The organism is Ramlibacter lithotrophicus (assembly GCF_012184415.1).
Classification (GTDB): domain Bacteria; phylum Pseudomonadota; class Gammaproteobacteria; order Burkholderiales; family Burkholderiaceae_C; genus Ramlibacter; species Ramlibacter lithotrophicus.
In genome coordinates this window covers 429,831-450,425 of sequence record NZ_VTOX01000003.1, presented here as the reverse complement: position 1 = coordinate 450,425, position 20,595 = coordinate 429,831, and the positions used below count along the sequence as shown (strand labels likewise).

General features: G+C 71.4%; 18 protein-coding genes. 6 read left to right on the top strand and 12 right to left on the bottom strand.

Translation table 11 applies throughout. The annotated features are described in order from the left end of the window. Positions 1–89 precede the first annotated feature (89 nt). Positions 90–1,067, top strand: a complete 978-nt coding sequence (locus tag RAMLITH_RS12000; protein ID WP_168107632.1) for a Bug family tripartite tricarboxylate transporter substrate binding protein — start codon at positions 90–92, stop codon at positions 1,065–1,067. Between the two features lie 47 nt (positions 1,068–1,114). Here the strand turns inward: RAMLITH_RS12000 and RAMLITH_RS11995 are convergent, their stop codons facing one another. Further along, a complete protein-coding gene (locus RAMLITH_RS11995) occupies positions 1,115–1,846 on the bottom strand; it encodes a P-loop nucleotide/nucleoside kinase family protein (protein ID WP_168107631.1) in 732 nt (243 codons plus the stop codon). 338 nt (positions 1,847–2,184) lie between these two features. Here RAMLITH_RS11995 and RAMLITH_RS11990 point away from each other — a divergent pair, with 338 nt between their 5' ends. Next, a complete protein-coding gene (locus RAMLITH_RS11990; RefSeq protein WP_168107630.1) occupies positions 2,185–4,017 on the top strand; it encodes a CHASE3 domain-containing protein in 1,833 nt (610 codons plus the stop codon). A gap of 10 nt (positions 4,018–4,027) precedes the next feature. On the opposite strand, the gene RAMLITH_RS11985 is transcribed toward RAMLITH_RS11990, so the two are convergent. The 4 genes from RAMLITH_RS11985 to RAMLITH_RS11970 all read right to left on the bottom strand — a co-directional run bounded on the left by RAMLITH_RS11985 (position 4,028) and on the right by RAMLITH_RS11970 (position 9,391). Beyond that, on the bottom strand, positions 4,028–5,845 hold the full coding sequence (locus RAMLITH_RS11985; protein WP_168107629.1) for a sensor histidine kinase, YfiR-like protein-associated: 1,818 nt from the start codon (positions 5,843–5,845) through the stop codon (positions 4,028–4,030). Further along, positions 5,842–6,429, bottom strand: a complete 588-nt coding sequence (locus tag RAMLITH_RS11980; RefSeq protein WP_168107628.1) for a TOL_0243 family YfiR-like periplasmic protein — start codon at positions 6,427–6,429, stop codon at positions 5,842–5,844. The genes RAMLITH_RS11985 and RAMLITH_RS11980 overlap by 4 nt, the downstream gene beginning before the upstream one ends. Beyond that, positions 6,417–8,321 carry a TOL_0244 family TonB-dependent receptor gene (locus RAMLITH_RS11975; protein WP_168107627.1) on the bottom strand — a complete coding sequence of 635 codons (1,905 nt, stop codon included), beginning with the start codon at positions 8,319–8,321 and terminating at the stop codon, positions 6,417–6,419. Before RAMLITH_RS11975 ends, RAMLITH_RS11980 begins: the two co-directional genes overlap by 13 nt. A gap of 89 nt (positions 8,322–8,410) precedes the next feature. Next, positions 8,411–9,391 carry an amidohydrolase family protein gene (locus RAMLITH_RS11970; RefSeq protein WP_168107626.1) on the bottom strand — a complete coding sequence of 327 codons (981 nt, stop codon included), beginning with the start codon at positions 9,389–9,391 and terminating at the stop codon, positions 8,411–8,413. A gap of 135 nt (positions 9,392–9,526) precedes the next feature. Here RAMLITH_RS11970 and RAMLITH_RS11965 point away from each other — a divergent pair, with 135 nt between their 5' ends. Next, positions 9,527–10,492 carry a Bug family tripartite tricarboxylate transporter substrate binding protein gene (locus tag RAMLITH_RS11965; RefSeq protein ID WP_168107625.1) on the top strand — a complete coding sequence of 322 codons (966 nt, stop codon included), beginning with the start codon at positions 9,527–9,529 and terminating at the stop codon, positions 10,490–10,492. 14 nt (positions 10,493–10,506) lie between these two features. Here RAMLITH_RS11965 and RAMLITH_RS11960 read toward each other — a convergent pair whose 3' ends face one another. Both RAMLITH_RS11960 and RAMLITH_RS11955 read right to left on the bottom strand, forming a co-directional pair. After that, entirely contained in the window at positions 10,507–11,376 is an 870-nt protein-coding gene (locus RAMLITH_RS11960; protein WP_168107624.1) for a shikimate dehydrogenase, read from the bottom strand. Next, positions 11,373–12,380 (bottom strand): TRAP transporter substrate-binding protein, encoded by a 1,008-nt coding sequence (locus RAMLITH_RS11955; protein WP_168107623.1) that lies wholly within the window; start codon positions 12,378–12,380, stop codon positions 11,373–11,375. The genes RAMLITH_RS11960 and RAMLITH_RS11955 overlap by 4 nt, the downstream gene beginning before the upstream one ends. Positions 12,381–12,485: 105 nt before the next feature. Here RAMLITH_RS11955 and RAMLITH_RS11950 point away from each other — a divergent pair, with 105 nt between their 5' ends. The 3 genes from RAMLITH_RS11950 to RAMLITH_RS11940 all read left to right on the top strand — a co-directional run bounded on the left by RAMLITH_RS11950 (position 12,486) and on the right by RAMLITH_RS11940 (position 16,407). After that, complete coding sequence (locus RAMLITH_RS11950) at positions 12,486–13,073, top strand: LemA family protein (protein WP_168107622.1); 588 nt, start codon at positions 12,486–12,488, stop codon at positions 13,071–13,073. Between the two features lie 229 nt (positions 13,074–13,302). Further along, positions 13,303–15,156: a M48 family metalloprotease gene (locus RAMLITH_RS11945; RefSeq protein WP_168107621.1), complete on the top strand. Its 1,854-nt coding sequence runs from the start codon at positions 13,303–13,305 to the stop codon at positions 15,154–15,156. A gap of 75 nt (positions 15,157–15,231) precedes the next feature. Then, on the top strand, positions 15,232–16,407 hold the full coding sequence (locus tag RAMLITH_RS11940) for an MFS transporter (RefSeq protein ID WP_168107620.1): 1,176 nt from the start codon (positions 15,232–15,234) through the stop codon (positions 16,405–16,407). A gap of 3 nt (positions 16,408–16,410) precedes the next feature. On the opposite strand, the gene RAMLITH_RS11935 is transcribed toward RAMLITH_RS11940, so the two are convergent. The 5 genes from RAMLITH_RS11935 to RAMLITH_RS11915 all read right to left on the bottom strand — a co-directional run bounded on the left by RAMLITH_RS11935 (position 16,411) and on the right by RAMLITH_RS11915 (position 20,594). Further along, positions 16,411–16,809 (bottom strand): hypothetical protein, encoded by a 399-nt coding sequence (locus tag RAMLITH_RS11935; protein ID WP_168107619.1) that lies wholly within the window; start codon positions 16,807–16,809, stop codon positions 16,411–16,413. Next, positions 16,806–17,525 carry an ABC transporter ATP-binding protein gene (locus RAMLITH_RS11930; protein ID WP_168107618.1) on the bottom strand — a complete coding sequence of 240 codons (720 nt, stop codon included), beginning with the start codon at positions 17,523–17,525 and terminating at the stop codon, positions 16,806–16,808. The genes RAMLITH_RS11935 and RAMLITH_RS11930 overlap by 4 nt, the downstream gene beginning before the upstream one ends. An 83-nt stretch (positions 17,526–17,608) precedes the next feature. Then, complete coding sequence (locus tag RAMLITH_RS11925) at positions 17,609–18,802, bottom strand: ABC transporter permease (RefSeq protein WP_168107617.1); 1,194 nt, start codon at positions 18,800–18,802, stop codon at positions 17,609–17,611. After that, entirely contained in the window at positions 18,799–19,989 is a 1,191-nt protein-coding gene (locus RAMLITH_RS11920; RefSeq protein WP_168107616.1) for an efflux RND transporter periplasmic adaptor subunit, read from the bottom strand. The genes RAMLITH_RS11925 and RAMLITH_RS11920 overlap by 4 nt, the downstream gene beginning before the upstream one ends. After that, positions 19,986–20,594 (bottom strand): TetR/AcrR family transcriptional regulator, encoded by a 609-nt coding sequence (locus tag RAMLITH_RS11915; RefSeq protein WP_168107615.1) that lies wholly within the window; start codon positions 20,592–20,594, stop codon positions 19,986–19,988. Before RAMLITH_RS11915 ends, RAMLITH_RS11920 begins: the two co-directional genes overlap by 4 nt. Position 20,595: the final 1 nt, after the last annotated feature.

Sequence of the window (20,595 nt, the reverse complement as noted above, 5' to 3'; positions counted from 1 at the left end):
GCGCAGGCGCTGGTGTACCCTCACGCCTTCCCCGATCCCACGGGGCGCCCGGGCGGCGCCGCCGCATTCTTTCAATGGAGACTGACACGATGAACAAGCGCCACCTGCTGCGCGTTGCCGTACTCGGAGCCGGCGCGCTGCTGCTCGCCGGGGCCGGCTGGACCCAGGACTTCCCGCCGAAAAAGCCCGTCACGCTGATGGTGGGCTTCGCGCCCGGCGGCGCTGCCGATGCGGCCGCCCGCCTGATCGCCAAGAAGCTGACCGAGAACATCGGCCAGACGGTGCTGGTGGAGAACAAGGCCGGCGCCGGCGGCAACATCGCCCACCAGCTCACCGCCAATGGCCCGTCCGACGGATCGCTGCTGCTGTTCGGCTCGATCGGTCCGCTGACCATCGCACCGCACATGATGAAGCTGCCGTACGACCCGTTCAGGGACCTGGCGCCGGTCTCGGGGGCGGTGCACTTCCCCAACGTGCTGGTGGTCAATGCCAGTTCCAGCATCAAGAACCTGGCCGACTACATCGCGCAGGCGAAAAAGGAGCCGAGGTCGATCACCTTCGCGTCGACGGGCTCGGGCTCCGCGTCGCACCTCACCGGCGAACTGTTCGCCCAGCGCGCCAACGTGGAGCTGGTGCACGTGCCGTACCGCGGCGGCGCGCCGGCGATGCAGGACCTGCTGGCTGGGCGCATCACCGGCTACTTCGCGGCGCCACCCACCGCGCTGCCGCACATCGAGGCCGGCAGGCTGACGCCGATCGCGACGACCGGGCTCACCCGGCCGGCCTACATGCCCAACCTGCCGACGGTGGCCGAGTCGGGCTTTCCGGGTTTCGAGGCGCTGAACTGGTACTGCTTCGTCGCCAGCGCAAAGACCCCCGTGCCGCTCCTGGATCGCTGGAACCAGGAGATCGTCAAGGTGCTCAACGACGCTTCGGTGCGCGAGGCGCTGGCCAGGCATGGCCTCACGCCGCACCCGACGACGCGGCCGGAACTGCTGGCGTTCATGCGCAAGGAGTCGGCGCAGTGGGGCGACATCGTGCGCCAGCGCAAGATCACCGCGGAGTAATCCCGGACACGCCGGCGCACCGGCGTGCATCCGGCGGACGCGCCGGGTTACAGGCGCTGGCGGTCCGACGGCTGCGGCGACGGCAGGCCCCAGCCGCCGGTCCGGGCCAGCTGGCCGCCGTGTTTCGGTGCTGGCGCCTGCGGCACGTCGCCGTGGCGCCTGGCTTCCACCAGCCGGGCCAATGCCTCCATCTGCGCGGCCAGCGGCAGTTCCGCCGCGATCACGTCCGGCGCCGGGCCGCGGCACGGTGGCGGCTCCCCGTTGCGCGATCCCTTGGAGTAGAACTCCCAGTGCGCCAGCTTCCAGGCGTCCAGCGGATGGCCGCGTTCGACGATGCGCTGGCGGCGGGTGGCGTCCGAGATCGAGAGCCAGGCCACGACCGACGGTACCGGCGGCAGTCCGATCCGCACCGGATCGGCCAGCAGGCCTTCGACCAGTTCCTGCGTCCACGGCCCCGGCAGGATGACCGAGCCGCCGAGCGCCAGCTGTGCTGCCGCCACCTGCAGGGTCGCGGCGTAATCGAGGTGGCGCACCTCCTTCTTGAACAGCGGGCTGTCGCGGTCCTTGGGATCGGCGCCGAGCAGTTCCAGCAGCCGCTGGCCGTGCAGGCCGCCGACGAGGTCCTTGTCCAGGAGCGTCCATGGCTGGCCGTGGCGGATCTGGTGGCGCACCCAGGCTTCGGCCAGCGTCGTCTTGCCGCAGCCGGCCGGCCCGGTGAGGAACATCACCACGGGCGTGGCCGGGGCCGGTGCGCGGGCGGGAGAAAGGGGAGGGGTCATGCTGAAGACAACGGTGAAGGGTGGACTGCGACGGCTGCCACGCGGCGCCGGCGGCGGCGCTTCGCAACGAAGACAAGATAAGGGGAGCGGGCGGCGGGCCACCAGAGATTTCTCAAGCGGCTCGCAGGTCGGGCTGCGTGCGTGAGAATTGACCTTCGCCCGTGCTGGCGCCGCAACGGCCAGCCGCCGGCGAGGGCGGCCATGGCCACGCGGGCAGCATGGGCATAGCGGAAATCGCGCGCCGCCGATTGATGCACGTCAAGCGCGGGCCGATCGCCGCGCCCCGGGCGGCCGGGCACTTCCTAGAATCGCCGAACCCCGTAGTACCTCCCACTCCTGTGCACGCCGAGACTGTTCCATCCGGCCGCGGCGACCTCACGTTGTCCGGCTTCATCGCCGCCGCCTGCGTCGCGGTGGTGCTTGCGTGCGCCGCGTACTGGCTCTCGCTGCAGCAGAACCGGGCCGCTGCGTGGGTGACGCACACCCAGGAGGTGCTGACCACGATCGCCCGCACCCGCGCGGCGCTGGTCGACCTGCAGAACGGCCACCGCGGCTTCACGATTTCCGGCGACGAGCAGGAACTGGCGCCGTACCACCAGGCCCGCGCCGCGCTGCAGCAGCACATGGCCCGGCTGGGCACGCTGATGACGGAGAGTGCGGAGCAGGCGCGGCATTTCGCCGAGCTCGAGCGCGACCTGGCGGCCCGCCTCGCCTCCGCCGCCGACCTGGTCCAGGCGCGCCGGGCGGGTGGCTTCGACGCCGCCAAGTCGATCGTCGACACCGGCCGCCCCGGCGGCGAGATGGCGGTGCTGCGCGAGCACCTGCGCAACCTGGAGGTCGAGGAGGAACGCCTGCTCGGCGAGCGCCTCGCCGACCACGAGCGGCTGGTGCAGTGGTTCTGGGCCGGCATGACCGTGGTCGTGCTGGTGCTGTTCTGCGCGCTGGCCGTGCTGTACCTGCAGGTGCGGCGCCGCAGCGCGGCGCAACGGCAACTGCTGGAGAGCGAGCAGCGCTTCCACCTGATGACGAGCAGCGTCGCCGAATACGCGATCATCATGCTGGACCTGCAGGGTTGCGTGCGCACCTGGAACGCCGGCGCGCAGCGCATCACGGGCTACGACGAGCACGACATCGTCGGCCACGATTTCGGCCGGTTCTACAGCCCGCAGGACGCGGAGGCCGACAAGCCGACCCACACGCTGCAGCACGCCGCCTCGCAGGGGCGCTTCGCCGAGGACGGCTGGCTGGTGCACAGCGATGGCAGCGCGTTCTGGGCCAGCGTGGTGATGACGCCGCTGCGCGACGCGCAGGGCGACCTGAGCGGCTTCTGCATGATCGCGCGCGACCTGACCGAGCGGCGCAAGGCGGAGAACGCGCTGCGCGACGAGATGCAGGAGCGCCTGCGCGTCGACGAGGAACTGCAGCGGCTCAATCGCTCCCTGGAGGCGCAGGTGCGCGAGCGCACGGCCGACCTGCTCGACGCCAAGCTGCGACTGCGCGACCTGTCCGCGCAGCTGATCACGGCGCAGGAGCAGGAGCGGCGGCACATCGCGCGCGAGCTGCACGACGACACCGGGCAGTCGCTGACGGTGATCCGCATGCACCTGATGGACGTGCTGCGCGGCGCCGAGGGCGCCGGCGCGCGCATTCCGGAATGCGTCGCCATCGTCGACGCCGCGATCGCGCAGATCCGCGGCATGGCGCTGAACCTGCGTCCGACCATGCTGGACGATCTGGGCCTGGCCGCCGCGCTGGAGTGGGCGCTGGAGCAGCAGGGCCGGCCCGCCGGCTGGGAGACGGCGCTGGAGGCGGACGACGACTTCTCCGAAGTGCCGGCGGAGATCCAGACCGCCTGCTTCCGCATCGGCCAGGAGGCGCTCACCAACGCGGCCCGTCACGCCGGTGCGACCGAAGTCAGCGTCGAGTTGCGGATGGTCGGCGGCGAGCTCGAACTGACGGTGCAGGACAACGGCGCCGGTTTCGACCTCGCCCGCTACAGCTCGCCCGCGGAGCGCAAGAAGCACTTCGGGCTGATCTCGATGGGCGAGCGGGCCGGGCTGGTGGGTGGGCACCTTGACATCGCCACGGCGCCGGGCCGTGGCACGCGGGTGCGCGCGATCCTGCCGGTGGTGCTGGAGCCGGTGCTGGCCGACAGCACGCTCGTCGCGTAGGGCCCGGGTCCTAGCGTCCGTCCTGGACGATCGCCTCGAGCGCCTGCATCTCGATCGGCTTGGTGAGGTGCCGGTCGAAGCCGGCCGCCAGGGCGCGCGAGCGATCGGCTTCGGTGCCCCAGCCGGTCGCCGCCACCAGCAGCGGCGGAGGCGCCAGGTCGGTGCGCTGCTTCAGGCGCCGCGCCACCTCGTAGCCATCCATCCCCGGCATGCCGATATCGAGCACCACGACATCGGGCGCGAAGCCGCCGACCGCGGCCAGCGCTTCCTCGCCGCTGTGGGCGACGCTCACGGTGTGTCCCAGCATTTCCAGCAGCATGGCCAGGGTGCCGGCGGCATCCGCGTTGTCGTCCACGACGAGGAAGCGCCGGGCCCGCTCGGGCCCCGGTCCCGGCGCCGGCGCGTTGGCCGGCGTGGCCGGCACCCGGCCCTCGAGCACTTCCGGCGGCAGCGAGAGGGTGAAGCACGATCCCTTGCCCGGGCCGGCGCTGGCGGCGGTCACGCGGCCGCCGTGCATCTCCACCACGCTGCGCACCAGGAACAGCCCGATGCCCAGGCCATGACCGCCGTCGGTGCCGGAGCCGACCTGGGCGAACAACTCGAACACCCGCTCCAGCGAGTCGGGCGCGATCCCGATGCCGTCATCCTGGACCGAGATCTGCACGCCCTGGTCGTCGCGCACCCTCAGCGCCACATGGCCCCCGGCCGGCGTGTACTTGGCGGCGTTGCTGAGCAGGTTGCTGACGGCCTGGGTGACGCGCACCGGGTCCACCTTGACCAGGAGGTCCGCTTCGGGAAATTCGAGCGCGAGCGTCTGCCGTTTTTCCTCCAGCATGGGCCGTCCGGTTTCCACCGCCGCGTCGATCAGCGAACGCAGCCCGACCTGGCGCCGGTCCAGCTTGAACTTGCCGGTGTTCACCCGCGCGATGTCCAGCAGGTCGTCGATCAGGTGGACCATGTGCACGAGCTGCCGCTCCATGGTCGAGCGGGCGCGCTCAGAGGCTGAGGTGCGGCCGCCGTCCTTCTTGAGGATCTCCAGCCCGGTGCGGATCGGCGCGAGCGGGTTGCGCAGTTCGTGCGCCAGCGTTGCCAGGAAGCGGTCCTTGGCCCGGTTCGATTCCTCCAGCCGCCGTGCGCGCTGACCCAGTTCGTCCAGCATGGCGTTGAAGGCCTCGACCAGTTCGCCGACCTCGTCGTTGCTCGTCCTCTCGGCGCGCACCTGGTGTGTCTCGCCGCGCAGCACCTTCCTGGCCACCTCGCTGATCGCGGTGATCGGCTCGGTGATCGAGCGCTGCAGCCGGTTGGTGAGCGCCACGCCGGCGCCCAGGCTGGCCGCCAGGATCACGGCCAGCGCCCCCAGGTATTCCAGCAGCCGGGACAGCAACTGGTGCTCGCCCCGGATATAGATCGAGCCGACCGGCTCCTGGCTGGCCAGGACCGGCCGCACCACCTCGACGAAGCGCCATCCGAGGCGGGAGCCGCGCTGGGGCACCCGCACCGGGATCTCGGTCGTTTCGGCGGGCCCCGCGTAGGAGGCGAAGACCTGCCCTTGCACGTCGTGCAGCGCCGCCGCCGCGACCGTCGGCTTGGCCCGCAGCGAACTGAGGTCCTCGGTCGCCGCCTTCGGATCCTGGAAGCTCAGGGACGCCTGCGAGGCCAGCGCCAGCACGTCCGCCTGCGCCTGCAGGTCGTGCTGCGTCGAGCGGACGTGCCGCACCATGTCCAGCGCCATCAGCCCGAAGCCCGCCAGCAGCAGGCTGACCAGGCTGCCGCGCAGCAGGACCAGCCGCAGCTTCTGGCGGATCGAAGTGGCGTCCTCGAGCCTCATGGCGCGCGCTCTTCGACCGACCGGGCGACGGCAAGCAGCCGCGAACTGAGCTTGAGCGCGCGCCCCTCGGCGGCGCGTGGCGACGCGTCGAACCGGACCCGGCCGCGCTCCAGCACGAAGTTCAGCGCGGCGCCCAGCGCCAGGCCGGCTTCGGCCTGCGTGACCACGAGCACCGGCCCCGTGGTGCGCACCAGCAGTTCGCGCAGCCGGCTCTCGTTGTTCGTGGCGAGGAACAGGATGTGCAGCCGCTCGCCCTGGGCCGGCGGCTCGCGCAAGCGGCGCGCCACGATGGCGCGGCCGTTGACAGTGCGGCCGTGGGCGAGCTGCTCGAGGTCGGCATGGACCGCATCGTCACCCAGGATCCCGATCACCAGCGGCTCGTCGGGGCGGCGGAAGGCTTCGGGCGGCCAGTCGACGAAGGTCCCGAACTTCATGAGGAAGGCCGCCTTCACGGCGCTCTCGCGCGGTGCGGAGAGCGCGGCCTGCGCATGCGCCGGGGCGAGCAGCAGCCAGGCGAAGACGAACGCGAGGGCCAGCCGCCAGGCGAGGGCGGGCCGAAGCGCTGGTGGCTTCAGGGCTGCCAAACCAGCCTCAGGAACAGCCGGCGCCGGATCTGGCTGGCGGCGGCCGGTGCGTTGAATTCGACGTGGCTGGAATGCAGCAGGTTCTGTCCGAGGAGCGACACCTCCAGGTCGCGCCGGACGGTCCAGGCGAGGCGCGCATCGAGCTCGGTGTAGGCGGGAACGGCCGGCGCCGGCAGGGCCCCGACCCGGCGGGCGGTGAGGTCCAGGGCCACGTTGCTGCCGAGATCGAGCTGCGAGCGCACTTTCCACTGCGAGCGCGGGTCGTTGCCCAGGTTCGCGATGCCGGTGGTGGCGGTTGCCGGCGGGCTGGAGGCGTATGCCAGCTTCTTGTCCAATCGCAGATAACCGGCCGACAGGCGCCAGCCCGGGCTCGCCTGCCAGGTTCCCCACGCTTCCACGCCGTCGGCATGGCCCTCGATCCGGTTCTGGATCGTCGTCGGAACGGCGTCGCTGCCGCCGCGCAGTCCCTTGTACTGCTGGCGGAACACGGCGAGGTCGTAGCTCAGGTTCTCGCCGATGGCGCCGCGGTGGCCGGCTTCGGCCACGGTGGCGGTTTCCGAGTCGAACTGCGGCCCGCCCGCGATCGCGAACGGCGCGCGGCCGGGGAAGAAGAACTCGCGGTCGATCCGGGACGGCGCGCGCACGGCACGCGACAGCGCTGCCCAGGTCGTGGCGCCCCCGGCGTGGGTGTAGGCCAGGCGGGCCGTCGGCAGCAGCTCCACGCCGGTGTAGCTGTTGCGCTCGGCCTTCGCGCCCAGTGTCAATTGCACGCCGTCGGCCAGCGCGATCTCGTCCTGCACGAAGATGTTCCACCAGGCCAGGGTTCGTTCCGCCGGGACGAAAGCCACGACGGGGCTGGGATCGTTGGCGTCGCGGCCCGAGCGGTAGCCGGCGCCCCACAGCAGGTGGTGACCGGCGGCCACGGCCGGCTCGTGGGTGAACCCCAGGTCGAACGTGCGTGCCTCGTTGCGGAAGGTGGTGGTCTCGTCGCGGGCATACAGGTCCCAGGCGGCCTGCAACCGGAACGCCGATCCGTCGGCCAGCCGGCGGTCCCAGCGCGCGAGCAGGTTGCCGCCGTGCATCTTCGGCGCGAGGTTGGTGGCCGGCAGGTCGCCGGCACTGAACACGTCGCCCTGCACGGTGAGCTGGTGGCCGCCGCCGTCGAAGTCGGCGCGAAAGCCCGCCTGCTTCTTGCTGCTCGCATCGGGTCGCTCGACGCCGCTGGCGAGGGACGTGTTGTTCCGGTCGATCGCCATCCCGTAGAGGCGGACATGGCTGGTGCCCAGGCGCCCGCCCCAGCGGGCCACCTGTTCGCCGCCGGCGTGCGAGCGTGTCGCGGCCACGCGCGGACCCTGCGTCGCCGCCGCCGGGCGGGTGACGACGTTGATGATGCCGTTCACGGCGTTGGCGCCCCAGATCGTGCCGCCGGGGCCGCTGATCACCTCGATACGCTCGATGTCGTCGAGCGGCACGTCGTGGAAGTCCCAGAACACGCCGGCGAACAGCGTGGAATAGATCGTGCGGCCGTCGACCAGCACCAGCAGCTTGTTGGCGATGGCATTGTTGAAGCCGCGTGCGCTGATCGCGTACTGCCCGGCGTTCAGCCGCGCCACCTGCAGGTTGGGCGCCAGCCGCAGCGCCTCGGGCAGGCTGGTCGCGGCCGAGCGCCGCATCTCGTCGGCGGTGATGACGTAGACGGAGGCGGCGGCGCTGCGCAGCGTCTGCGGCCGCCCCGACACCGAGGTCACCTCGATCGTGGTGAGCTGCTCCAGCGACAGGTCGGCGAGGTTGCCGAGCGCGGCCAGCTGTGTCGCATCGGCGGCGTGGATGGTGGCGAGCGCGAGCAGTGCTCCCAGCGCGGCATGCATGGACTTCTTCGGGCTGGACTTCACCGCGGCGATGTTACCGGCTTTGATCCAGCGGCGGGTGGCGACGGCACGGTCGCGCAGGCCGCGTCGTGGTGACCGTGTCGTGCCGAATGTCAGAAGCCGAAGACCCGCATCGCGTTGTCGCCGCGCACGGCCGTCATCTGCTCGCGCGGCAGCCTGGCGGTGTTGGCGAAGGCACCCTTGGTGTCGTGGACCCAGTGCGGCCAGTCCGTGCCCAGCATCACGTGGTCGGCGCCCACGACCGAGATCAGGTACTGCAGCGCCCCGAGGTCGTAGGTGATGCTGTCGTAGTAGATGTGGCGCAGGTAGTCGGTGGGCTTGCGCTTCATCTGGCGGCGTTGCGCCAGCTCGACCTCGTCGCCCTTCTCGAACCGGCCCACCAGGTAGGGCAGGGTGCCGCCGCCGTGCGAGGCGATCACCTTCAGGTTGGGGTACTGGTCGAAGAACCCCTCGAAGATCATCCGGGTGATGGCCAGCGTGGTGTCGAACATGAAGCCGACCGACCAGCTGAGGTCGAACTTGGTCATGTCCATCAGGTCGACGCCGGGCGGATCCGTGGGGTGCACCAGCACCGGCAGCTTGCGGTCGTCGATCGCTTTCCAGACCGGCGCGAACATCGGGTCCGTGAGGCTCTTGCCAGCCACGTTGGCGAGCACCATCACGCCCACCGCGCCCTTGGCGCAACTGCGCTCCAGCTCTTCGACGGCGCGTTGCGGGTACTCCCAGGGCAGCGAGGCGAACCAGCGGATCCGGTCGGGATAGCGCGACTGGGCGTCGGCGACGTTGTCGTTGGCCTCGCGCGCCGCCTGCACGCTGACTTCCTCGCCGCCCCAGTACACGTTGGGGCAGGTGAGCGACACGACCGAAATGTCGATCCCGGCCTGGTCCATGTGCGCGATGCGCAGCTCCCAGTTGAAGTGGCCTTTCTGCGGCAGCACCACCGGCGTGTTGCCGCGGAAGATCTCGCGCTGGCCGTCCGGTCGGGTCTGGATGTTGTAGATCCCGCCTTCCCGCTGCAGCAGTTCGAGCCACTTCGTGGTGAACATGTGGGTGTGGACGTCGATCACGGGCATGGCTGGGACTCCTGGTGGTTCGCGGTGCGAGTGCAGCGCCGCACTGTAATCCATGCTGGCTCCAGGGTAGTCACGGATGCAGGGCGCCTCGCCGTCGTCCACACTCCGGCGGACTCTGCTCCCTGGGGAAATCACATGAAGAGAAGATCGCTCAACCTGCTCGCCGCCTCGGTGCTGCTCGCTGCTTCCGGCACTGCGCTGGCGCAGGACAAGTCCACCCTGAAGATCCTGGTCGGGTTCCCGCCCGGGGGCTCGGTCGACGTCGTCGCGCGCCTGATCGCGGACCACATGCGATCCACGCTCGACCAGAACGTGATCGTCGACAACAAGCCGGGGGCGGCCGGCCGCGTGGCGCTGGGCGAAGTCAAGCGCGCGGCGCCCGACGGCAACACGCTGGTGCTGGCGCCGAGCGGGGCCCTGGTGATCCTGCCCTGGGCCACGAAGAACCTGGGCTACGACCCGATGAAGGATTTCACGCCGGTGGCGCGGGTCACGACCTTCGACTTCGCCGTGACGGCGGGGCCCGCCGCGCCGGCGGGCGACCTGAAGGGCGTGCTGGCGTGGATGAAGGCCAACCCGGGCAAGGCCAATTACGCGACGTCCGGTGCCGGCACGGTGCCGCATTTCGCCGGGCTGCTGCTGGGCCAGGTCTCGAGCGTCCCGATGACGCACGTACCGTACAAGGGCGGCGCGCCCGCGGCGCAGGACCTGATCGGCGGCCAGATCCCGCTGATGGTCGACACGCCGTCCGAGACGCTGGAACACCACAAGGCCGGCAAGGTGCGCATCCTGGCCGTCACCGGCGAAAACCGTTCGGCGGCCCTGCCGGACGTGCCGACGGTGCGCGAGTCGGGTGTCGACTTCGTCGCCGACGCGTTCTTCGGCCTGTACGGGCCGGCCAACATGCCGGCTGCCCGCACCCAGAAGCTCAGCGACGCGGTCGGCAAGGCGCTGGCGAGTCCCGAGGTCCAGGCCAGGATCAAGGCGCTGGCGCTGACCCCCGCTTTCGCTGGTCCGCAGGCGCTGGCGACCACCCAGGCGACCCACCTCAAACGCTGGGAAGCGCCGGTCAAGGCATCCGGCTATTCGCTCGACCAGTAGGCGGCGCGCCCGCTTCAGGCCGGACCGGCGGCGAGCATGGCGCGCAAGTGCGCGTCCATCCGCTGCGCATCGGGCGCGATGCCGGTGAACAGCTGGAACGCGCCGATCGCCTGGCCGACGGCCATGGTGCCGCCGTCCACCGTGGCGCAGCCACGGGCGCGCGCCGCCTTCAGCAGCGCCGTCTCGATCGGGAAATAGACGATCTCCGAGACCCAGAGCTCGGGTCGCAGCAAGTCGGCCGCCAGCGGCGATCCCGGCATCTTGTCCATGCCGGTCGGCGTCGCGTGGATCAGGCCCGTGGCGTCGGCGAGCGCCTCGGCCGCGTCGGTCACGGCTCGCACGCGGTCCGCTCCATGACGCCGCGCGAGCGACTCGGCCAGCTGGGCCGAGCGCGCCGGGTCGACGTCGACGATCGCGAGGCGCTGCGCGCCCAGCTCCAGCACCGAGTGGGCGACCGCCGATCCGGCGCCCCCCGCCCCCAGCAGCACCACCCGCGACAGGTCGGCATCCGGCAGCGCGCGGCGAAAGCCCCAGCGCCAGCCCCAGCCGTCGGTGTTGTGGCCGACCAGCCGGCCGTTGCGGTTGACGACGGTGTTGACGGCGCCCATCGCCTGGGCGTCCGGGGCCAACTCGTCGAGCAGCGGCAGCACCGCCTGCTTGCAGGGATAGGTGATGTTCAGGCCGGCGAAGCCCATGATCCGCGCGGCGGCGATCAACAGCGGCAGGTCGGATGCGGTGGCGCCGCTGGCGTCCAGGTCGATCAGCTGGTAGTGCACGCGCAGCCCGTGCTGGCCGCCTTCCGCCTCGTGCAGGGCCGGCGTCAGCGAGCGCTGGATGCCGGCGCCGATCAGGCCCAGCAGCACCTTGCCGCGCGCGGGGGTCACTTGCGCAGCTTCGCCAGTTCGGCCATCAGCTCGCGCACGGTGGCCTCGCCCACGGTCGCCGTGTGCTTGTCGATCACCGGCTTCATCTTCTCGCGCAGCTTCGCCTGTTCCGCCGCCGGCAGCTCGGTCACCTGCATGCCGGCCTTCTTCAACTGGTCGATCGCCGACGCCGCCTGCTCGCGCGACAGCTGGCGCTGGTAGCGGCCGGCTTCGGTCGCCGCGTCCTGCAGGATCTGCCGCTCGGCCGGGTTCAATCCGTCCCACACCTTCCGGCTGACGATCACCGACTGCGGGTTGTACTGGTGATGGGTGAGGGTGAGGTACTTCTGCACCTCCGCGAACCGGTTCGCGAGGATCACGCTGACCGGATTCTCCTGGCCGTCCACGGCTCGCTGGTCGAGCGCGGCGTACAGCTCGGGAAAGGCCAGCGGCGTGGGGTTGGCGTCGAGCGCCTTGACCCAGTCGATGTTGATCGGGTTGGGGATGACGCGCAGCTTCAGGCCGGCGATGTCCTCCACCTTCTGGATCGGCCGCCGGCCGTTGGTCAGGTCGCGGAATCCCAATTCCCAGTAGGCCAGGCCGATGATGCCCTTGTCGGCCAGCTTGGCGTGCATCGCCTTGCCGAACGTGCCGTCGACGACCGCATCTGCTTCGCGCGGGTTGGCGAACAGGAACGGGAAGTCGTAGATCGCGAACTCCCTGGCCTGCGTGGCCAGGATGCCCGAGTTGAGGATCGTCATCTCCACGGTGCCGCCCTGGACCGCGGTGACGGTGGCCGCGTCGCTGCCGAGGCTGCCGCCGGGGTACAGGTTCACCTTGATGCGTCCACCCGACTTGGCGGCGACGAGTTCGGCGAAGCGCTCGGCGCCCGACACGACCGGGTGGCCCTTCGGGTTCTGCAGTCCCAGCTTGAGCGTTCGCTCCCTGACGTCCTGCGCGGCGACGCCGCCGAAGGTGGCGAGGGCCAGCGCGGCCAGCGCCGCCTTGAGCATCGATCGTCTCATCCTTGTCTCCTGTGGTTGCCGGTTCGCGGGCCGGACTGGCGCGAGTGTATGCGGGCGCTTGGCGCCCGCCCAGCTCAGCCGTACACTCGCCCGCTGGAGGGGCTCATGGAAATCACCATCCTCGCGCTGGTGGCGGCCGTCCTGGCCGTAGCCGTCATCGCCATCTACAACCGGCTGGTGCGGCTGCGCAACGCCATCGCCAACGCGTTCGCCCAGATCGACGTGCAGCTGAAGCGGCGCTACGACCTGATCCCCAACCTGGTCGAGACCGCGCGCAAGTACCTGCAGCACGAGCGCGACACGCTGGAGGCCGTCATCGCCGCCCGCAACCAGGCTTGCGCCGCCGCGATCGCGGCCCGCCGCGATCCAGTCGCCGCCGCCTCGATGACGGCGCTGGGGGCGGCCGAAGGCACGCTGGGCAGCGCGCTGGGCCGCCTGATGGTGGTGGCCGAAGCCTATCCGCAGCTGAAGGCGGACCAGACCATGCGCGAGCTGTCCGAGGAACTCACGTCGACCGAGAACCGCGTCGGCTTCGCGCGCCAGGCCTACAACGACGCGGTGCTCGATTTCAACAACGGCACCGGGCAGTTCCCCGCGAACCTCATAGCCGGCGTGTTCGGTTTCGCGCCCGCCGCCATGCTGCAATCCACCCAGTCGGAGCAGGAGCGGCAGGCGCCGCGCGTCCAGTTCTGAGAAGCTGTGAACGAATTCCTCGCACCCGCGCGAGCCTTGTTCGAGGCACCGGTCTCGGCGCTTGCGTGCCGCGGCTCGCCCTGCGGGACGGGGCGCCTCAGGGCGCAGGCGGGCGTTACGGCCCTGGTCCAGGCGGCCAGCCTGGACCGCGGACCGCGCCTGCGCCTGCACCCTGATGCACTCCGTCGCGGGCGCGATCAATTCATTCACAGCTTCTGACGGCGGCGCGATGCGCTTCCGCCAGCAGCAGGAGCAGGCCCGCGCGGCCACGCGCAAGCTGCTGGCGCTGTTCGCGCTCACCGTGCTGTTCACCGTGGCCGGCGTCAACGCGGCGCTGGCGCTCGCATGGCGGCTGCAGTTCGGCGGTTTCTTCGGCTACCCGAACTGGTTCTTCGAAACCAACACGGCGCTGACCCTGGGCTTCGTGCTGGGCGGGGCGTGGCTCGAATCGCTGCGCCTGCGCGACGGCGGCGCGCATGTCGCGCGGATGGTGGGTGGCCGGGAAGTCGCGACGCCGCAAGGCATGGCGGAACGGCGCCTGCGCAACATCGTCGACGAGATGGCGATCGCGTCGGGCCTGAAGTCGCCGCGGGTGTTCGTGCTGGACCGGGAGCCGACCATCAACGCGCTGGCGGCGGGCTGGGAGCAGCAGGACAGCGTGGTCGTGGTCACGCGCGGCGCGCTCGATCGCCTCACCCGCGACGAGCTGCAGGGCGTGGTCGCGCACGAGTTCGCGCACATCCTCAACGGCGACACCCGATTGAACATGCGCCTGATCGGCATGGTGTTCGGCCTGCAGATGGTTTTCAACTTCGGGCGCGACCTCATGAGCTCGGTCGACACCCGCGGGCGGCGCGGACCGGCGTTGGCCATCGGCGCGGCGCTGGCGCTGGCCGGCAGCGTCGGGTGGCTGGCCGGGCGACTGCTGCGCGCGGGCGTGTCGCGCCAGCGCGAACACCTGGCCGATGCGTTCGCCGTGCAGTTCACGCGGCAGCCGACGGGGCTGGGCAACGCCTTGCGCAAGGTGGCGGGACAGGTCGGGCGCGGCGAGCGCATGGCCAGTGCGAACGCCGAAGTGGTGTCGCATCTGCTGCTCTCGGCCGATGCCGTGCTGCCCACGGCGTGGCTCGCCAGTCATCCCCCGATCCAGGAGCGGCTGCGGCGGATCTTCGGCCGTGACATGCCGCCGCTGCCGGACGACCCGCTGCCGCAGCCAGAAGCAGGCGGGCCGGCGTTGCCTGCGTTCGAGTTCAGTGCCATGCCCGCGCTGGCGCAGGTCACGGCCACGGGCCTCGCCGGCAGCGGTCAGGCGGCCGCGCCCGAAGCCGCGGCCAGTCCGCTCGAGGCGCCGCTCTTCGAGTTGTCAGCCACCACCATGCCCGGGCCGGTGCACGCCGCCGTGCTTGCCTGCCTGGTGCCGCCGCAGTCCGCGGCGGAAATGCAGGCCTGGCGCCGGGCGGTGCCGGACCAGGCCGCGCACGAACGGCTGTTGCAGTCGGTGCAGTCCCTGCCGCCGCGCCGCCGGTTGCCGTGGTTCGAGCGCCTGCTGCGGCTGGCGGCGGCCTTGCCGGCGCCGGACCGTGCGGCGCTGGTGGGCGGCGCACGCGCGGTGGCGCAGGCCGATGGCCGCGTCTCGCTCGCCGAATACCTGGAGGGGCTGGTGCTGCAGCGCCAGCTCGGGATGCACGGCGAACGGCTCTCGGCGGAGCGGCGCGGGCTCGCACTGGCCGAACTGGCGCATCCGGTCGCGCTCGTCAGCCGCGCGCTGGCGGCGTCGCTGTCGGTCGAGGAACGCGCGCGATGGCTGCGGGCCGTGCATGCGGGCCTGCGCCTGCCGCCAGCCGGCGAGTTGCCGATGCCGTCCGCCGGCGAGCTCGCGGCGGCGCTCGACCGCCTCGTGCTGCTGGGGCGGATGGAGCGGCCGGCGCTCGTCAAGCAGTGGATCGCCGGGCAGCCATTGGCCGGCTGGCCGCAACGCACGCACGACGCGCTGCGCTGCCTTTGCCTGCTGATCGACACGCCGCTGCCGCCGCCGCTGGCGGCGCAATTCGATCCGCTGCCACTGCTGCCGGAGACGGCGTGAAGTCCGCTGTCAGACGAAAGCTTTGCAGCGTTCCACGCCTGGGCGGGGACATCGTGCCACCTTTACACTCCCGCGGTGCCATTCCGTGAAGCAGTCCATGCGGTTCCATTCAGGCTGATCTGCCTGCTCGTCCTCGGCCACATCGCATTCGCCGGCAACCGTTTCACCCTCACGCTGCAGGCCGTCGCGCTCGACGCGTCCCCGTTCGCCATCGGCCTGCTCATGAGCCTGCTGATGGTCGTGCCGATGGTCCTCTCCATCCACATGGGGCGCTGGGCCGATCGCCTGGGATTCGCACGGCCCGCGGCGGTGGGCCTGGCATCACTGGCGCTGGGCAGCCTGATCTCGGCGGGCCTGCGGACCATGCCGGCCCTGTACGTCGCCAGCGTCCTGATCGGCACCGGCTACACGCTGGCCCACGTGGCGGTGCAGAACGCCGTGGGCCAGCTCACGCCGGCGCGCCAGCTCACGCACTCGTTCTCCGTGCTGGCGATGGGGTTCTCGATCTCCGGCATGAGCGGCCCGCTGGTGGCCGGCTTCGTGATCGACCAACTGGGCTACGCGGCGGCTTTCCTGGCCATGCTGGCGTTCGCCGCCGTCTCGTTCGGCCTGTTGTGGCCCTTCCTGCGGGCGGGGGCCCGCGCCCCGGTCGCCGGGCTGCCCGCGACACCCGGCCCGGTGCTGGACCTGCTGCGGCACCCGCCGCTGCGGGCGGTGCTGATCGTGAGCGGCCTGCTGACCATGGCCTGGGACATGTTCCAGTTCCTCGCGCCCCTGCAAGGGGCCCGTGCCGGCCTGAGCGCCACCCTGACCGGCACGCTGATGGGCGCGTTCGGCGCCGGCACCTTCGCGATCCGGTTGTTGCTGCCGATCATTCATGCCCGCATGAGCGAGTGGCGCATCATGAGCTGGGCGCTGTTCGTGGCCGCCGTCTGCTACACGGTATTCCCGCTCGCCGGCACCTTCCCGCTGATGGTCGCGGCGGCGTTTGCCATGGGCCTCAGCGTCGGCTGCGGCACGCCGATGGCCATGAGCCTGCTGCACCTGACGGCGCCGCCGGCGCGCGCCGGCGAAGCCGTCGGCATGCGCACCTCGATCGTCAGCGCGAGCCAGACCTTCTTTCCGCTGGTGTTCGGTGCGCTGGGATCGGCGGTCGGGGTGGGAGCGGTGTTCTGGGCCGGCGCCACCGTGCTGGCATCGGGCGGGGCCTTCGCGCGCAAGCGCTCGGCGTTCGCCGTCGAGCGCTCCTGACGATCAACCGAGGCGCGCGATCCGGCGCCAGGCCAGCCAGCCGATCGCGATCCACACCAGCGAGCGCAAGGTCATGGCGCCGGCGGTGCGCACCTCGTAGGCGCCGCCGTTCAGCACGTGCACGCCGAACGCGGCGAACACCAGCAGCGTGGTACCGGCGATCACCAGCGCCAGCATCGCGGCCCAGCGCCGTCGCAGCCACAACCCGGCGCCGGCGGCGACGTAGGCAAAGCCGGCCAGGAAGTTGAACCAGAGGACGAACGGGACGTAGGCCCCGGCAGCCTGCCGCGCCGCCGGCCCGCCGGACAGCGCGTTGCCGCCGGAGGCGATCGTCGCGAGGCCGAACAGCGCGGCCACGATGGCGGCGGCGCGCAGGAAGCGATCGGGCGGGGCCGCGGTCATGAGGGAACTCCTTCCTCGAGGCGGCGGCCTTCGCCCGCCTCTTCGTAGGTGCGCCCATCCCGGATGTGGTAGATGCGCTTGAAGGTCGGGATGATCTTTTCGTCGTGCGTGACGACGATGATTGCCGTGCGGTGCCGCGCGGCCATGTCCTCGAGGATCCGCACGACCGCCAGGGCGCGTTCGCTGTCGAGTGGCGCCGTCGGTTCGTCGGCGAGGATCACCGGCGGCCGGTTGGCCAGCGCCCGCGCGATCGACACGCGCTGCTGTTCGCCGCCGGACAGCTCCGACGGCTGCGCCTTCGCGCGATGGCCGACGTCCAGCGCCTGCAGCAGCTCGAGGGCGCGCCGGCGCGCCTCGCCGTTGGGCCGCCCGGCGAGCATCGGCAGCAGCGCCACGTTGTCGGTGACGTCCAGGAACGGGATCAGGTACGGCGCCTGGAACACGAAGCCGATGCTGTCGCGCCGCAGCGCGCGCAGGTCGGCGAGCTTCCAGCCATCGTCGTAGATCACCTGGCCGCCCAGCGTCATGCGCCCGCCGCTGGGCTCGACGACCGCGCCCAGGCATTTCAGGAGCGTGCTCTTGCCGGAGCCGGACGGGCCGATCAGGCCCACCACCTCGCCCGCGGCGACGGTGAGGTTCACGTCCTTGAGCGCGTCCACTGCGGTGTCGCCGGCGCCGTAGCGCTTGCGCAGGCCCTCGATGCGGATGCCCTCCATGTCAGCCTCCGCCGAGCCGCCTCAAGGAGGCTGAAGCCCCCTCGGGGGGCAGCGAACGCGAGTGAGCGTGGGGGCACATTTCTTCAGCCTCCGATCGCCGCGGCCGGATCGACGCGCAGCGCCGTGCGGATCGCGAGCGTGCTCGCCACCGCGCAGATCACCATCACCGCCAGCAGCCCGCGCACGGCGTCGCCGGGCTCCAGCAGCACGTACTTGGGGAAGAGCGGTGCCCAGAAGGTGGCCGAGATCTTGCCCACGGCAAAGCCGATGACGCCCAGGCCCAGCGCCTGCTGCAGGATCATGCCGGCGATCGTCCGGTTGCGCGTGCCGATCAGCTTCAGCACGGCGATCTCGCGGATCTTGCCGAGCGTCATGGTGTAGATGATGAACGCGACGATGGCGGCGCTGACGATCGCCAGGATCACCAGGAACATGCCGATCTGCTTCGCCGAAGTGGCGATCAGTTTCGCGACCAGGATCTCCTCCATCTGCGCCCGCGTGAAGGCGCCGAGGTGCTTCCAGCGCCGGATCGGTTGCGCCACCTGCTCGACATCCCAGCCCGGCGCCACCTGCACCAGCACCGCGTTCACGTTGTGGTTGCTGCTCTGCGCCGCCTGCACGGCGTCCAGCAGCCCCGGCACGCCGGGGCGGTTGAACGCGGGGTTGGCCGCGGTGCGCGCCCGCTCGTTCACGATCGCGTCGTTGTCCTTGAGGAACTGCGCTTCCTGGGCGTCCTTGAGCGGGATGAACACCATCGGGTCGCCGCCGGAGGACACGGCGCGCCGGGTCAGGCCCACCACGGTGTACTCCTGGCGACGGATGCGGATGCGGTCGCCGACGGCGAAGCCGGTCTTCACGTCAGCGACGGCCTCGTAGTGGCTGCGGGTGACCTGGCGCCCCGCCACCAGCGCGCCCGGGCTGCCCGGCCCGCCCGGTTCGAAGCCGACCACCATGGCGCGCACCTCGGTGCTGCCGCGGCCCACCTGCATCGTGAAGTAGGTGACGTTGGCCGCGCGGGCGACGCCCGGCAAGCCGCGCACGGTGCGCACCACGTCGTCGCGCAGGCTCGAGGATTCCGCGTACGGGCCTTGCGTGTCCTGCTGCACCACCCACAGGTCGGCCCGGCTGTTGTCCAGGAGCACGCGGGCGTCCTCCACCATGCCGCGGTACAGGCCGGCCATCGTCAGCGTGACGCCGATCAGCAGACCCAGCCCGATGCCGGTGAGAACGAACTTGCCCGCCGAATGCAGGATGTCGCGACCCGCCAGGCTGATCATGAGCGCTGTCCCACGATGGTGTCGACGATCTTGATGCGGCTGCGCGAGCCGAGCTCGCGCTCGCTGTGCACCACCACCGGGTCGCCGGTCTTCAGCCCGGCCAGCACCTCGACGCGCCCGTCGAGTCCGGCGTGGCCCAGGCGCACCGGCACGAAGCGCAGGCCGTCGGCATCGGCGACCCACACGCCGGTGCGGTCGGAGAGCTGGCGGATCGCCGCGTTCGGCACCAGCACCGCCGGCGAATTCCCCGGCAGCGTCACCGTCACTTCGGCCAGGTCGCCGATCGCGATGCCGGGTGGCAGCTGGTCGAAGGCGACCTGCGCCAGCCGCTCCTCGGTGACGCTGTCGCTGACCGACTCCACGCGGGCGATGCGGCCGGCGAGCGCCCGCGTGGGATCGGACCGCAGCGCGATCGAGGCGGGAAGGCCCGGGGCCAGGCCACCGGAGCGGCCCTGGTCGAAGCGGGTCTTCACCCAGATCGACCGCGGGTCCACCAGCTTGACCACCGCTTGCCCGGCCACCACCGTGGAGCCCGGTTCGGCGTCGCGGCCGATCACCAGCGCGTCGACCGGCGCCAGCAGGCGCACGTTGTCGCGCTGCTGGCGCAGGGCCGCGCGTTCGGCGGCCAGGCGCTGCCGGTCCTGCCGGGCCGCCGCGAGGTTGGCCTCGGCGGCGGCCACCGCCGCTTCGGCCGACGCCTGCTCCTGCCGCTTGGCCTCGACGGCGCTGGCGCTGATGAAGTTCTTCGCCCCCAGCTCGATGTAGCGCTGCGCGTTCGCCGCAGCCAGTTCGCGGCGGGCGAGGGCGTCGCGCCGCTGTGCTTCGGCGGCCGCCGCGGCACTGCCGGCACGGGCGACGGACGCTTCGAGGGCGGTGGCACGCTGGTCGAGATCGACCGGGTCCATTTCGGCCAGCAACTGCCCGGCCTTCACGCTGTCGCCGACGTCGACCAGCACGCGCGCCACCCGGCCGGCGACCGTGGGACCCGCCAGGTAGGTACGCCGCGCCTCCACCGTGCCGAGCCCGAACAGTGCGGGCTGGACGACGCCGGTCTGCGCCTGCTGCACCGTGACGCGGGTCGGCGCGAGCGGGCCGGAGCGCAGCATGACGAAACCGAGCGCGCCCACCAGCAGGAGGGCCACGGCGGCCAGCGCCACTCGCCGCGAGAACAGGCTGGCGATCTTCATGCGAGCTCCTCGATGCCGCGGCGGTAGATGGCGAAGACGGCGTCGGCCTGGCCCTTGATGGCCGCGGCGTTGCCGCTCAGCATGGACTGCATCACCAGGCCCTGCACGACCCCGACGAACAAGGTGGCGGCCGCTTCCAGGTCCACCTTGGGCGATACCTGGCCCCGCGCCACGGCCGCGTCCAGCTGCCGGCGCAGCAGCTTGCGGTAGGCCTGCAGCAGCTTGCGCACTTCCTGCTTGACCGGCGAATCCGCCGCGCGCTGCAGCTCGTGGAAGATGAAGCGCGGAACGCCCGGATGGCTCGCGACGAAGCCGACGTGCGCCTTGAACATGCCCGCGAGCGCATCCATCGGCGATGCGGCCTGGTCCGCCGCCTTCTCCAGTCGGGCGAGCAACTGGCCGCGCACCCAGCCCATCGCAGCCAGCCAGATCGCGTCCTTCGTCGGAAAGTGCTTGAACAGCGCCCCCTGGCTCACGCCGACGCCGGCGGCGATGTCGCTGGTGGTGATCAGTCCCGGGCTGGTTTCCTTCGCGAGTTCCAGCGCGGCGGTGACGATCTCGGCCTGCCGTTCCTCGGTCGGCAGCCTGGCGGGCGCGGTGCTCATG